The organism is Cupriavidus sp. 05N40 (genome assembly GCF_056397305.1).
The window spans coordinates 15,075-28,439 of record NZ_JBFTND010000165.1 but is presented as its reverse complement, the minus strand read 5'-3'; the positions used below and the strand labels follow the sequence as shown (position 1 = coordinate 28,439).

The following is a 13,365-nucleotide window of genomic DNA, read 5'->3' as shown; positions in this document are numbered from 1 at the left end:
CCCACGGGAACTGCACCTTGACCCGGCCCCATTCGTCGCAGTAGATCTCTTCGCCGGCCGGGCCGACCACGGTGGCCGATTGCGGCCCCTCGATGCACGGCCTGGGCAACGGTTCGGCGCGCCATTCGGTGCGGTCAGGGACCAGTTCGGCGGTGTAGCTGTAGTGGGTGCCTTGTTCGCTGCCGGCGCTCTCTTCGGCCTGGCTGGTGTGCTGCACGCCGTGGTGGCGCATGCGTATGGGGCGCCAGCCGTGGTTCATGTCTTCGCGCGGGTGGCCAGTGAGTTCGAAGGACAGGCCGGGCACGAGGCGCGGGTCGTCGCCCTCGACGCGGGCAAGGCGGGCGTCGCCGCGGTGGCCGCGCAGGCGCGCTTCGGTGAAGGGCTTGCCGGCTTCGTCGCGCTTGTAGCGACCGGGATAGTCGTAACGTGCGTAGGCGGACGCCTGGTGATCGAGGTCGGAGCCGAGGCGGGAATGTTCCTGGTCGTACTGTGGATGGGTGAAGGTGTAGTCGCGCTGGGTCTGGCGTGCCGTACGCACGTTCTCGGTGTAGCTGAAGCGGCGCAGGGCGGGCTCGGGCTGGTCGCCGCCGGGGGTGGGGTTGTAGCGCACGGGTCCGCCGGCGATGCGGCCCTGCACGAACAGGCGGTCGCTGTGGATGAGGCGATGGCCGTCGGCGTCGTGGCGAAAGGCAAAGTAGAAGCCTTCCTCGCGGGCAATCCGCCCGAGGAAATGCAGGTCGGTGTCGCCGGCCTGCACGCAGTACTCGCGTGGCGGGTGCTCGGCGGTGACGATCTGTTCGTAGCGGGCAGCCAGGCCRTGGGCCTTGAGTACGTTCTGGAGGATCTCGGSTACGGAGAGGGTCTGGAAGATGCGCCAGTCGGAGGACAGGCGCAGGCGGGCGAGGGCGGGYTCGACCACGGCGCGGTAGCGCGTACGGCGAAAGCCGGTGTCGCCCTGCTCGAAGCGGCTGATCAGGCCGTGGACATGGCGCACCGGCTCATTACCCCGCCAGAGGGTGAGCAGGGCGGGCTGGTCGAGGATGGCGGCGAAGTTGAGGTCGGGGTCGGCATGGGCCAACTGCACGTCGAGGCGGAAGGTCTCGGAGAGGGCTTCGTCGAGATCGAACTCGATGACCTCGAAGTCGACTCCGCCGACGACGGCGAAGGTGAAGCGCAGGTCGGCCTGGCGTGGCATGGCGGATCTCCGTGCAATGCTGTGCCACGGCATGATGCTGGCGATCCACCCGCGCAGGGGTCAGAAGCGTCGGATTCTCGATGGCGATATTTCGCGATCGCGGCGGTGAAATGCTGTCGGCACGCCACCGATCGTCACAAACTTGACCACGCGAGGCTACGCGAACGTGATCGCCTGCCGCCGGTCCGCGCGCTCCAGGTGCGGCAGGTTGTTGAAGCTCAGCAGCCGCTGGGTGCCGCGCCCGGCGATGATCTCGCAGAAGGCGGTATTCCTGAACTGCAGGTTCAGCTCGATCGCCGTCTGCGCCGGCGCGCCCAGCAGGTCGGCCACGGCGCGCCCGATGGCTCCCCCCGAACTCACCACCAGCAGGGCATCCTCGCGCGTCGCGCCTTCGGCGGCATGCGCCAGGCCCGCGCGGATGCGCCCGCCGAAGTCGCCCCACGATTCCGGCATGCCGGCGAGCTGGTCCAGCGTCCAGGCCTGGTAGGCCGCGCGGAAGGTGCGCCAGTAATCGTTGTAGTCGTCGTTCTGGTGGGCACGGTGGTCCCGGCCACCGGTGTGGCTGCGGTAGAGCGCTTCGCCGTCGTACTCGTTGAGACCGGCATGGGTTTCCACGCGCGCCTTGAGCGCTTCCTGCGCGGCCGCGGCCAGCGTTTCGGCGGGCGTCTGCGCGGCCGTCTCGAGCGGCACGCCTGGCGTGCCCATGCCGGCCAGGATTTCCAGCGCGGTGTCCTGCTGGCGCGTGAGCGAACCGGCGATCACCCGCTTGAACGCGACGCCGCGCTCGCGGAAGTATTCGCCGAGCCAGCGGGCCTGCTGGCGGCCGGTGGCGGAGAGGCAGTCGTAGTTGGCGGCGCCGAAGGACGCCTGGCCGTGCCGTACCAGGAAGAGCGTTGCCATGGGGATCCGGGAGTGGGGTGATGCGCGGATGGCGCGCGGGTGGTGCGGGAATCGGCACGCGGCGCGCCGCGCGCCGCGTGGGTTGCAGCCATTGTATGGGCCTGCCATGCCGCGGCCAAGGATGCCGCGCGGGATTCATAGCGGTCATTGCTGCGCTGCATTCTGCAGCGCGCAACGCCAAGCGCGGCGGCTCAGTCCAGGGTGACGCCGGTATCGGCGGTGAGCTTCAGCACCACCGGCAGGTAGGCCTTGTAGGCGGCGGCGGCCTGCGCGGGCAGGTTGCCGAGCGGCTCGGCGCCCATCTCCTCGATGCGCTGGCTGATCTGCGCAGACTGCACCAGCGCGCTGGTTTCCTTGCCCAGGCGCGCCACGATGTCGTCCGGCGTGCGTGCCGGCGCCATCAGCGTGATGGGGCCGACCTGGCGGTATGGCTCGTCGGGATAGCCCGCCTCGGCAAACGTCGGCACGTCCGGCAGGGCCTTGGCGCGCTGGGTGCCGGCGACCGCAAGCGGGCGCAGCTTGCCGCTGGCGAAGTGCTGCTTGAGCGAAGTCACCGAGCCGATCGTCACATTGACCTGGCCGGCCAGCAGGTCGCTCACCATCGGCCCTTCGCCGCGGTAGGGCACGTGCAGGATATCGATGCCGTAGGTCTTGTCCATGTAGGCCTGGATGGTGTGCGGCTGCGTGCCGGGCCCCCACGAACCCATGCGCAGCTTGCCGGGCTCCTTCTTCGCGTAGGCGATCAGCTCGCCCACGGTCCTGACCGGCAGCGCCCCGTTGACGGTGAGCACGGTGCGCGCCATCGCCACGTCCGAGATCTGGCGCAGGTCGGTGCGCGGATCGTAGGGCAGCTTCTTGTACAGGGCCAGGTTGGCAGTGATCGGCCCGGGAATCGTCAGCAGCAGCGTGTAGCCGTCGGGCGCAGACTTGGCCACGTAGTCGGTGCCGATGATGCCGCCCGCGCCGCCCTTGTTCTCCACCACCACGGTCTGCCCGAGCCGCTTGCCGAGCCCCTCCGCCAGCGTGCGCGCGAGCGTGTCGGTCAGGCCGCCGGCCGGGTAGGGCACGATCAGGTGCAGGGGCTTGGCGGGATATCCGGCCTGGGCGTGGGCGAAGGACGCCAGCAATGCCGTGCTCGCGCAGGCCAGCAGGGCGGCCGTCTTCCCGCAGAACGGGCTGCGTATTTTCATGGCTTGTCTCGTGTGATTTTTTATGGACGGTGCGCGCCCTGGCGGCACGCACCGTTGCGCGGGCTGACCCGCCCGCGCGGGGGGTCAGGCAGGCTGCGCCAGGTAGGCCGCCACCATGCGGGTCATTTCGCCGGGCAGGCGTTCGTCGTCCAGCGGCAGCGGGCCGGCGTCGTTGAGGATGGCGTTGACCACGATGCTGAACACCGCCTGCATGGCGAAGCGCACACGCAGCTCGGCCTGCTCGGGCGGCAGCGGCAGGCGCGGCACCAGCAGCGCCACCATGCGCTCGACCACCGCCTGGCCGCTTTCGCGGTGCGGCAGCCATTCTTCCGGACGGATCGAGGCGTGCTTGAGCGAGGCCTTGATCACGCCGCGGTTGGCGTGACAGCCAAGCACCACGAAGCGCATCGTCTTTTCCAGCATCACGTCGGTCGGCACGTCGTCCCAGCGCTCCACGCGCAGGTAGCGCGAGACGGACTCGCCGGTTTCCTGCATCACCAGCGCGCGCAGTGACTCGAAGAACGCCTGCTTGTCGCGGAAGCGTCCATAGAAGGCGCCCACCGATACCTCGCAGGCCGAGGCGATCTGGGCCACCGATACGGCGGAGAAGTCACGTTGCGCCAACAGCTCGCGGCCGGCGTCCAGCAGGGCCTGCTCGGTCTCGCGGGCGCGGCGCTGGCGCGGCGGCTGCAGGATCGAGGGCGTGGCCACCTTGGGGAATGCGGCGTTCCCCTTGGTGGGCTTGGCGGCGGGTGCGGCAGAGGTCGACGCAGGCATGGAGTCTCCGTATTCGAATTTGGATTCGGTTTTTGTGAACCATATGGTTACCACGGCTTTTCGTCAAGAACCGGACTACATTTCCAATATCTGGAAATTGATTCCGTTCTTTGACACAGAAAAATGCCGCAACCAAACTGCGGAGCAAGGAGACAAGATGCATACGCCGGTCGAACAATTCATTGCCGAACGCAGGCTGGAGGACCCCTCTTTCGGTGGCCTGCTGGCCAAGGGCTTCGCCTTGCTGCGCTGCTTCATCGACGAGCCGCGGCCGCTCGGCAACGGCGAACTGGCCGAGCGCCTGCAACTGCCGCGCGCCACCGTGTCGCGCATCTGCCGGACCCTGTTCGAGCTGGGCTACCTCGACTGGGACCCCAAGCTCGACAAGTATTTCGTCGGCGCGCAGGTGCTGGCCCTCGGCTATCCCTACCTGGCCGGGCTGCAGGTGCGCCATGTGGCACGCCCGCTGATGCAGGCGCTGGCCGACCGCATGGAGGGCGCGGTGTCGATGGGCGTGGCGCACCGGCTCGACGTGACTTACCTGCTGACCTGCACGCACAACGACAACAACCCGGCGCGCCCGGGCGTGGGCGCGGTGCGCTCGGTGCTGAGCACGGCCATGGGCCGCGCCTTCCTGGCCACGCTGTCGAAGGTCGAGTTCGAGCGGCTGATGCAGGCGGCGCAGCGCGAGCGCGCCCAGGAATACGCGGCCTGCTACGACACCGTCTGCCACAACGTGGCGCACTACCCCAAGCGCGGCTTCGCCTTCAACGAGGGCGACGCCGGCCTCGCCATGCACGGCGTGGGCGATATCGGTAGCGGCATCCATGGTGTTGGCGTGTATTCGCGCATCGTCTACCTGAACCGCCCGCTGTTGTTCAACTGCGCGCCATCGTCGCCTCGCAACTGCGGCGCGGCGTGATGGAAAAGAAGGTCGCGCCGCTGCTGATGGAAATGGTGCGCGCGATCGAGTCGTCGACCGGGCTGCGGCAATAGCGGCGCAGGGCCGGGGCAAGGGACCAGACACCAAGCAACACAGGCAGCGCCGGCACAGGCGCGCATCCTGAAACAAGCCATCCAAGGCAATCCGGAGACAGAGCAATGCCAACGCTAGATTCCCTGCTGAAGCCCCGTTCGATCGCGGTCATCGGCGCATCCACCCAGGCCGAGAAGGTCGGCGGCATGCCGATCCGGCTGCTGCGCGAACTCGGCTACGCCGGACGCATCCTGCCCGTGCATCCCAGCGCCACCGAGATCCAGGGCCTGCCGGCGTACGCTTCGCTCGAAGCCGTCGGCGAGGCGGTCGACCTGGCCATCGTCGCGGTGCCGGCGCGGGCCACCGAATCCGTGATGGCGCAACTGGCGCAGAACCGCACGCGCGCCGCGATCTTCTTCACCTCCGGTTTTGCCGAAGTGGGCGATGCCGGCCTCGCCATGCAGCAAGCGCTGGCCGGGAGCGCGCGCCGGCACGGCGTGGCGCTGCTGGGCCCCAACTGCCTGGGCGCGATGAACCTGCGCGAGCGCGTGTTCGCCACCTTCTCGCCGATCCCGCTGACCGGCGTGCCGCCCGTGGGCGACGTGGGCCTGGTCAGCCAGAGCGGCGCGTTCGGTGCCTATGCCTTCGCGCTGGCGCGCGAGGCGAACCTGGGCCTGAGCCATTGGGTCACCACCGGCAACGAAGCCGGCCTGCAGGTGGCCGACGTGATCGAATGGATGGCGCACGACGACGACACGCGCGTGATCCTCGCCTATATGGAAGGCTGCCGCGACGGCGCGCGCCTGCGCCAGGCGCTGGCCGCCGCGCGTGCCGCCGGCAAGCCGGTGGTGATTGCCAAGGTGGGCACCACCGAGGCCGGAGCGCGGTCGGCGCAGTCGCACACGGCCAGCCTGGCCGGCGAGGACGCGGTCTACCAGGCCGTGTTCGACGAGTACGGCGTGCACCGCGCGCATACGCTCGAAGATTTCTTCCGTCTGGGCTACACGCTGTCGCGCGGGCGCCGCCCGGCACGCTGGGATTGCGCCGGCGGCCTGGTTTCGGGCGCGGTGGCGCCGGTGGCCATCGTCACCGTGTCGGGCGGGGTCGGCATCATGATGGCCGACCGCGCCGAGCAGCTTGGCCTGCCGATGCCGCCCATGCCGCACGCCGCGGCGCGCGCGCTGCGCACGAGTATTCCGTTTGCCAGCACCGCCAACCCGATCGACGTGACCGGGCAGGTGGTGGCCCAGTCCGAGGTGTTGCTCGATGCGCTGTCCGGCGTGGCCACCTGCGGCGAATACGGCAGCGTGGTGGCCTTCCTGGCCGGCGGCGCCAACGCGCCGCGCCTGTGGGCCGACCTGCAGCACACCATCGCCGCGCTGCACGAGAACCCCGACGCCGCGCCGTTGCTGCTGTCCGGCCTGGTCGACAACGACAAGCGCGCCTGGCTGGAGGCGCATGGCTGCCTGGTGTTCCGTGAGCCCGCGCACGCCATCGAGGCGGTGGCGGCGCTGGCGCGCGCGGCCGCGATGGAAGCGGCAGCCGGCACGCCGGCCGCGGCGCCGCCGGCACCGGCGGCGACATTCGCGCCCGATGTGCCGCAAGCCGCTGCCGCGCTGTCCGAGTTCGCCGCCATGCGCCTGCTGGCGCAGGCCGGCGTGCCGGTCGCCGCCCACGGCCTGGCGCGCGACGCCGACGAGGCGGTACGCGTGGCGCAGCACATCGGCTATCCGGTGGCGGTGAAGCTGTGTTCCGCGCATGTGCTGCACAAGAGCGATGTGGGTGGCGTGGCGCTCAACCTGGCCGACGAGGCCGCGGTGCGCGCGGCCTTCCCTGCCATGCAGGCTGCGCTGGCGCGCGCCGGCGCGGACCTGCCCTTCGAGGGCGTGCTGGTGGCGCGCATGGCGCGCGGCTGGGGCGAGCTGATGGTAGGCGTGCGGCGCGACCCGGTGTTCGGCCTGGTGGCGCTGGCCGGCATCGGCGGCACCGCGGTGGAGATCTTCCGGCAGATGGCCTTCGGCCTGGCGCCGCTGTCGCCGCAGCGCGCGCTGGCCATGCTGGAGGACAGCCGCGCGGCGGCACTGTTCGCCGGGCATCGCGGCCATCCCGCCTTGCCGCTGGCGCAGGCGGCCGATGTGTTGGTGCGGGTGTCGCAGCTGGCGGCGGCGCTCGGCCCGCGGCTCGACACGCTGGAGATCAACCCGTTCATCGTCGGCGCCGAAGGTCTGGTCGCGGCCGATGCGGTGATTACCTTGCGCGCGCCGGAGGCGACGCAGGCGTGACGGCATGAGAAACGCCAGGCATTTCCTGCCGCGCGGCACAAGGCCGGCATAGACCGGGCGCGCGCGCAGGCATGCGCCGCCGCATGGCGGCGCGAACGACAACAGGAGACACGATATGCATCCCGAAGCTGCAAGGTCCGCGCTCGCGCGCGCGGCCCCGGCGCTGGCCGCGCTGACCCTGGTGGCCGCCATACCCGCGCACGCCGCCGCGCCAGCGGCGAAATACCCCGACAAGCCAGTCCGGCTGGTGGTGCCGTTCCCGCCCGGCGGCGGCACCGATGTCATCGGCCGCCTGCTGGCGGCCCGGCTGTCGGTGGCGCTGGGCGGCACGGTGGTGGTGGAAAACGTGGCCGGCGCCACCGGCACCATCGGCTCGGCCCAGGTGGCGCGCGCCGCGCCGGACGGCTACACGCTGCTGCTCGGCATCTCCGCCACGCACGCCATCGCGCCGGCGATCTTCCCGCGCCTGCCCTACGACCCCGTGCGCGACTTCGTGCCGGTCAGCCGGCTGGCCTATGGCGGCAACGTGCTGGTCGCGGGCCCGGCCTTCACGGGCAAGGACCTGCCGGCGCTGATCGCGCAGGCGCGGCGGCCCGGCGCGGACATGGCGTACGGTTCGTGGGGCCCGGGTTCCGGCGGCCACCTGGCCGGCGAGAGCCTCAACGCGAGCAGCGGCATCCACCTGCGCCATATCCCCTACAAGGGCGTGAGCCCGATGCTGACCGACGTGATGGGCGGCACGCTGCCGGTAGCGATGTCAGACCTGGCCGGCACGCTGCCGCTGATCCGCAGCGGCAAGGTCAGGGCGCTGGCGGTGAGCGGCTCGGAGCGCTCGGTGGCATTGCCCGAGGTGCCGACCTTTGCCGAGTCCGGCGTGCCCTTCCGCATCGACAGCTGGTACGCGCTGTTCGCACCGGCGCGCACGCCGCCGGAGATCGTCGACGCACTCGAGCGCGCCACCCAGGCCGCCATGCGCGACCCCGCCGTGCAGGCACAGGTCGAGACGCTGGGCATGCGCTTCACGGCGCAGCCGCGCGCGGACTTCGCCGTGCAGATGCGGCAGGACGTCAAGGCCTGGGCCGCGCTGGTGAAGTCCAGCGGCGCGGCGCTCGACTGATTCATGGAACCTCACCAAACCATCCGCCTGGAGCCATCCGCATGAACATGAACCTGAACATGAACGTGAACCCCGTCCTGACCTCGTTGCCCGGTGCCGCGGCCAGCCCGCAGGAAGCCCTGGTCGCCGCCGCGGCCGTGCCGCTGGTGATATATGGCTATGCCCTGGTCGAGTCGCTGCGCACCTGCCGCCTGCAGACCTCGGTCGCGGCGGCCACCGGCTACGGACGCGCCCCGGTCAACAGCCTTTCAGCCAGCGAGCGACAGTGGACGCATGAGGACCGCGACATCGTCACGCCCGCCAACGACCTGTTGTACTTCTGCGGCTGGATCAACCTGGCCGACGGCCCCGTCACGCTGCGCGTCCCGCCGCTGCCCGATGCCAGCCGCTACTACGTGGTGGAGCTGCTCGACGTCCACACCAACAATTTCGAGAATCTCGGCCCGCGCAACGTGCCCGCGCAAGGCGCGGACATCGAGCTGGTCGGTCCCGGCCAGCAAGCCGGCGGCGCGCACGCGGTGCACTGCCCCAGTTCGCTGGTGTGGCTGCTCGGCCGCGTGCTGGTGCAGGGCGAGCACGACCTGCCGGCGGCGCGGGCCTTCGAGCTGGGCTTCACGCTGGCGCGCACGCCGGGCGCGGCACGTCCCGCGAGCGTCGAGCAATGGCATGACAGCGGCCGGCCCGCGCTGGATTTCTTCCAGAACCTGTTCAACGCGCTGCGCGAATTCCCGCCCGCCGCGCAAGAGCTGGGCGCCTTCACGTTGCTGCGCAAGGCCGGCGTGCGCCTGGAGGACGAGATCGACGTGGCGGCGCTGCGGCCCGCGGTGACCGCCGGGCTGGAGCGCGCCTACCAGCAGGGCATGGCCCTGATCGAGGCCCACACGCGCAGCCAGGGCCGCAAGAGCTGGGGCTACAGCCTCAAGCTGGGCATGTACGGCGACGACTGGCTGCAGCGCGCCTGCACCGCGATGAAAGGGCTCGGTGCCCTGCGCGCCGACGAGGCGATCTACGCCATGGCGGATTTCGACGCCGACGGCCAGCCGCTCGACGGCCGGCACCGCTACGCGCTGCGTTTCGCACCCGGCATGCTGCCGCCGGCGCAGGCGTTCTGGTCGGTCTCGCTGTACGGCGAGGACCGCTTCTTCAGCGCCAACGAGGCCGGCCGCTACGCAGTGGGGGACCGCACGCCGGGCCTGCGCCTGGAAGACGACGGCAGCCTCGTGATCCCGGTCTCGCACGCGCGCCCCGCGCAGGCAGAGAACTGGCTGCCGGCGCCGGCGGGATCGTTCTACCTGATCCTGCGCCTCTATCATCCCGCCCGGTCCTTCCTGGACGGGCAGTACGCGATTCCCGCCCTGCAGCGCATCGACTGAGCCGACATCAGATGGAAGCCGACATGACCCATACCGCATCCGCCCGCGCGCAGACCATGCACGATCTCCACGACGCCGTGCGCTACACGCTGCCGCTCTATGAAATGGCGCGCATGCGCGCCGCCACCTGTCCGCGCCGCGACAGCGCCGGCCAGTTCGCCGCCAGCCAGCCCGAGTCCGCGGTGCGCTGGATCAACCACTTCATCCACACGCGCCAGCTGCTCGGCCCGCAGCACCGCCAGGTGGTCACGCCCAACAACGACACGCTCTACAGCAATGCGTGGCTGGATCTCTCGCAGGGCCCGCTGGTGCTGGACGTGCCCGACAGCCAGGGCCGCTACTACGTGCTGGGGCTGCTGGACTTCTATACCAATCCCTTCGGCTATATCGGTACCCGCACCACCGGCGGCGGGGCTGGTCGCTTTGTGCTGCACGGCCCGGGCTGGCACGGCGAGGTGCCGGCCGGCGCCACCGCCATTGCCTGCCCGACCGATGCGGTCTGGCTGCTCGGGCGCATCCTGGTGGACGGCGAGGCCGACCTGCCGGCCGTGCATGCCATGCAGGACCGGCTTCGCCTGGGCACGCTGGACGGCGCGCCGGCTGCGCGGCGCTTCGACACCGGCATGCAGCCCGGCGAGCAACTGGCCGCGGGTACGTTGCAGGCGCGCCGCTACGCGGAGATCGTGAACCAGGCCCTGCGGGACAATCCGCCGCCGGCGGCGGAGGCCGAGCACGTTGCCGGCTTTGCGCGGCATGGCATCGGGGCGCGGTGCGATGCGAGCGGGCTCGACGACGCGGCCGCGGCACGCCTGGGCGCCGCCATCGGCGAGGTCCTGGCCGAACTGGCCACGCCGCTGCCGTCCGACCTGGGCGGCGGCTGGACCTTGCCGGTAGAGATCCGCGCATCGTTCGGCACGCGTTACGCCGAGCGCGCGCTGGTGGCGCGCAACTACATCGGCGCGCTCGGCGTGGAAGAAGCCATGTACGTGATGGCCGACCGCGACAGCGCGGGCGCGCCGCTGGACGGCCGCAACGGCTATGAGCTGGCTTTCGCCCCTGGCGGGCTGCCGCAGGTGGGCGCCTTCTGGTCGCTCACCATGTACGGCAAGTCCGACTGCATGCTGGTGGAGAATGCGCTGGCGCGCTATTCGCTGGGCGACCGTTCGCCGAGCCTGCGCACCGACGCCGATGGCGGCATCCGCCTGCACCTGTCCGCCGCGCCGCCGGCGGACCCGGCACGCCACGGCAACTGGCTGCCGGCGCCGGCCGGCCCGTTCTACGTGACGCTGCGGCTCTATGTGCCGGGCGACGCGCATCTCGGCAAGACCTTCGCCTATCCGCCGATCCGGCCGGTGCCCGGCGCTGCTGCCGCATTCGTTGCATCCATTGCCTGCGAGTCATGATGAGAGCGCATCCCTGTTTCGCCGCGCGCATGCGGCGTGCCGCACGCCATGCCGCCGTGCTGTGCGCGGCCCTTTCCATGCTCGCGCCAGCGCATGCCGAGGAGTACCCGTCGCGCCCGGTGCGCGTGATTTCGCCCTACGGCCCGGGCGGCTCCAACGACACCTCCGCGCGCCTGCTCAGCGAAGGGCTGAGCCAGAAGTACAAGCAGCAGTTCGTGGTGGAGAACAAGCCGGGGGCCGGCACGCGGGTGGCGAACGAACAGCTCGCGCGTGCCGCGCCCGACGGCTACACGCTGCTGTGGGCGGCGGCGCCGTTCGCCATCAACACGGCCGCCGGACTCTCGCAGCATTACGACATCCACAAGGACTTCGTGGCGGTGGGGCCGCGCGTGCTGGGGCCGGTGTTCCTGATCGTCAAGGCGGACTCGCCCGTGCAGTCGGTGGCGGACTTCGTGCGCATGGCGCGCGCCAGGAAGGAAGGCGTGACCTTTGCCTCGCCCGGTGTGGGCTCGGGGCCGCACCTGACCGCGGAGCTGTTCGCCGCGCAGGGGAAATTCAAGGGCCTGAACGTGCACTACCGTGGCGACGCCACCGCCTATACCGAACTGCTGGCGGGCCGCGTCGATGCCACGCTGACCGCCATCACCACCGCCTTGCCCTTCATCAAGGCCGGCAAGCTGCGCGTGATCGCGGTCGCCTCCGAGCAGCGCACGCCGGTCTATCCGCAGGCGCCCACCTTCGGCGAGCAGGGCTTTGCGGGCGTGGTGGGCTACGGCTGGTTCGGGCTGATGGCGCCCGCGGGCACGCCGCCGGCCATCGTGCAGCAACTCAACCGCGACGCCAATGCCGTGCTGGCCGATGCGCAGATGCGCAGCAAGCTGATCGGGCTGGGCCTGCAGCCCGAGGCCGGCAACGGCGCGGCCTTCGCCAGCTTCATCGACGCCGAGGTGGGCAAGTGGGGGGCGGTGATCAGGTCGGCGGGCATCGTGCTGGAGTAGGATGCGGGCGGCGCCGGCCGCCTGCCGGCCTATAGTTATAGCGCCCGGGCCGAGGAGGGCAAGATGCCTGCTGCCGCAGGCAGGCCCGGGCAGCAGGGAGCAAGCGTTGAACTTTCAATCGTGGCCGCACGCCGAATCGCCGTTTCATGCCGGAGAGCACGCGGCCCAGCAGCGCGCCGGCAAGCGTGGGCAGATGGAAGCTGCCGGCCGGCAGGCGATACGCCCGGTGCTGTCCGAGGCGCATCGCGCCCACTTCGCGCGCCTGCCTTTCGTGCTGCTCGGCGCCGTGGACGATGCCGGCATGCCCTGGGCCACCATGCTGGCCGGCGTACCCGGCTTCATGCAGTCGCCTGAACCCGGCCTGCTGCGCATCGGCGTGCGCCTGCCGGCGGACGATCCGCTGGCGCCGGCGCTGCATGCCGGAGCGGATGTGGGCGTGCTCGGCATCGAACTGCACTCGCTGCGCCGCGTGCGCATCARCGGCACCGTGGCGGCGGCGGACGACGCCGGGCTCACGGTGGCGGTGGTGCAGAGCTATGGCAACTGCCCGCGCTATATCCAGCTGCGCGAGTGGCGCGAGGCCGCCGCGCAAGACATGGCGGCGGCCGCCCCCGCGCTCCATGCCGACACCCTGGACGCTGCCGCGGTGCAGGCGCTGCGCGCCGCCGACACCATCTTCATCGCCACCCACCACCGCGACGCGGCGTCCGCTCGCAGCGGCGGGGCGGACGTSTCGCACCGGGGCGGCAAGCCSGGCTTCGTGCGGGTGGACGATGCCCGCACGCTGACCTTTCCCGACTTCAACGGCAACTATTACTTCAACACCATCGGCAACCTGGTGGCCAACCCGCGCGCCGGGCTGCTGGTGCCCGATTTTGAGAAGGGCGGCATGCTGCACCTGAGCGGGCGGGCGGAAGTCGTCTGGGACGGGCCGGAGGTGGCGCGCTTCACAGGCGCCGAGCGCCTGGTGCGCCTGCTGGTGGAGCGCGTGGTGTGGCGCCCGGGGATCCTGCCGCTGCGCTGGCGGCTCGAAGCCATGTCGCCGGTGCTGGAGGAAACCGGCAGCTGGGAGGACGCCGGGGGGCATTGAGCAGGATGGGCGCGCGCCCTTTGTTGTATTCAGCATACGTTTACACCCCGGTCCGGGCATGGCC

General features: G+C 70.8%; 11 protein-coding genes. 7 read left to right on the top strand and 4 right to left on the bottom strand.

Annotated features, from left to right (window positions below; genetic code table 11):
• From AC1DO7_RS29720 to AC1DO7_RS29705, 4 genes are all read right to left on the bottom strand, one after another.
• On the bottom strand, positions 1–1,195 hold a 1,195-nt coding region (locus AC1DO7_RS29720; RefSeq protein ID WP_477116893.1), incomplete at its 3' end, for a type VI secretion system Vgr family protein.
• Positions 1,196–1,351: 156 nt separating this feature from the next.
• Entirely contained in the window at positions 1,352–2,095 is a 744-nt protein-coding gene (locus tag AC1DO7_RS29715; RefSeq protein ID WP_441650459.1) for a histidine phosphatase family protein, read from the bottom strand.
• 191 nt (positions 2,096–2,286) lie between these two features.
• A complete protein-coding gene (locus AC1DO7_RS29710) occupies positions 2,287–3,285 on the bottom strand; it encodes a Bug family tripartite tricarboxylate transporter substrate binding protein (RefSeq protein WP_441650458.1) in 999 nt (332 codons plus the stop codon).
• A gap of 84 nt (positions 3,286–3,369) precedes the next feature.
• Positions 3,370–4,062, bottom strand: a complete 693-nt coding sequence (locus tag AC1DO7_RS29705; protein ID WP_441650457.1) for a TetR/AcrR family transcriptional regulator — start codon at positions 4,060–4,062, stop codon at positions 3,370–3,372.
• A gap of 157 nt (positions 4,063–4,219) precedes the next feature.
• Between AC1DO7_RS29705 and AC1DO7_RS29700 the strand changes: the two genes are divergently transcribed.
• The 7 genes from AC1DO7_RS29700 (at position 4,220) to AC1DO7_RS29670 (ending at position 13,301) form a co-directional block, all read left to right on the top strand.
• A complete protein-coding gene (locus AC1DO7_RS29700) occupies positions 4,220–4,984 on the top strand; it encodes an IclR family transcriptional regulator (RefSeq protein WP_441650456.1) in 765 nt (254 codons plus the stop codon).
• Positions 4,985–5,163: 179 nt separating this feature from the next.
• Complete coding sequence (locus AC1DO7_RS29695) at positions 5,164–7,320, top strand: acetate--CoA ligase family protein (protein ID WP_477116892.1); 2,157 nt, start codon at positions 5,164–5,166, stop codon at positions 7,318–7,320.
• A 115-nt stretch (positions 7,321–7,435) separates the two neighbouring features.
• Positions 7,436–8,437, top strand: coding sequence for a Bug family tripartite tricarboxylate transporter substrate binding protein (locus tag AC1DO7_RS29690; protein WP_441621568.1), 1,002 nt, complete (start codon positions 7,436–7,438; stop codon positions 8,435–8,437).
• 47 nt (positions 8,438–8,484) lie between these two features.
• Complete coding sequence (locus tag AC1DO7_RS29685) at positions 8,485–9,810, top strand: DUF1254 domain-containing protein (RefSeq protein ID WP_441650403.1); 1,326 nt, start codon at positions 8,485–8,487, stop codon at positions 9,808–9,810.
• Positions 9,811–9,833: 23 nt separating this feature from the next.
• A complete protein-coding gene (locus AC1DO7_RS29680) occupies positions 9,834–11,213 on the top strand; it encodes a DUF1254 domain-containing protein (protein WP_441650399.1) in 1,380 nt (459 codons plus the stop codon).
• Between the two features lie 29 nt (positions 11,214–11,242).
• The gene (locus AC1DO7_RS29675; protein WP_441650398.1) at positions 11,243–12,211 is read left to right on the top strand and encodes a Bug family tripartite tricarboxylate transporter substrate binding protein; all 969 of its coding nucleotides are present in this window, start codon (positions 11,243–11,245) and stop codon (positions 12,209–12,211) included.
• A 106-nt stretch (positions 12,212–12,317) separates the two neighbouring features.
• A complete protein-coding gene (locus AC1DO7_RS29670) occupies positions 12,318–13,301 on the top strand; it encodes a pyridoxamine 5'-phosphate oxidase family protein (RefSeq protein WP_477116891.1) in 984 nt (327 codons plus the stop codon).
• Positions 13,302–13,365: the final 64 nt, after the last annotated feature.

Excerpts from the sequence above, each read along its gene's own strand:
- AC1DO7_RS29715 (WP_441650459.1), bottom strand. The coding sequence starts at position 2,095 with ATGGCAACGCTCTTCCTGGTACGGCACGGCCAGGCGTCCTTCGGCGCC.
- AC1DO7_RS29710 (WP_441650458.1), bottom strand. The coding sequence starts at position 3,285 with ATGAAAATACGCAGCCCGTTCTGCGGGAAGACGGCCGCCCTGCTGGCC.
- AC1DO7_RS29705 (WP_441650457.1), bottom strand. The coding sequence starts at position 4,062 with ATGCCTGCGTCGACCTCTGCCGCACCCGCCGCCAAGCCCACCAAGGGG.
- AC1DO7_RS29700 (WP_441650456.1), top strand. The coding sequence starts at position 4,220 with ATGCATACGCCGGTCGAACAATTCATTGCCGAACGCAGGCTGGAGGAC.
- AC1DO7_RS29695 (WP_477116892.1), top strand. The coding sequence starts at position 5,164 with ATGCCAACGCTAGATTCCCTGCTGAAGCCCCGTTCGATCGCGGTCATC.
- AC1DO7_RS29690 (WP_441621568.1), top strand. The coding sequence starts at position 7,436 with ATGCATCCCGAAGCTGCAAGGTCCGCGCTCGCGCGCGCGGCCCCGGCG.
- AC1DO7_RS29685 (WP_441650403.1), top strand. The coding sequence starts at position 8,485 with ATGAACCTGAACATGAACGTGAACCCCGTCCTGACCTCGTTGCCCGGT.
- AC1DO7_RS29680 (WP_441650399.1), top strand. The coding sequence starts at position 9,834 with ATGACCCATACCGCATCCGCCCGCGCGCAGACCATGCACGATCTCCAC.
- AC1DO7_RS29675 (WP_441650398.1), top strand. The coding sequence starts at position 11,243 with ATGCGGCGTGCCGCACGCCATGCCGCCGTGCTGTGCGCGGCCCTTTCC.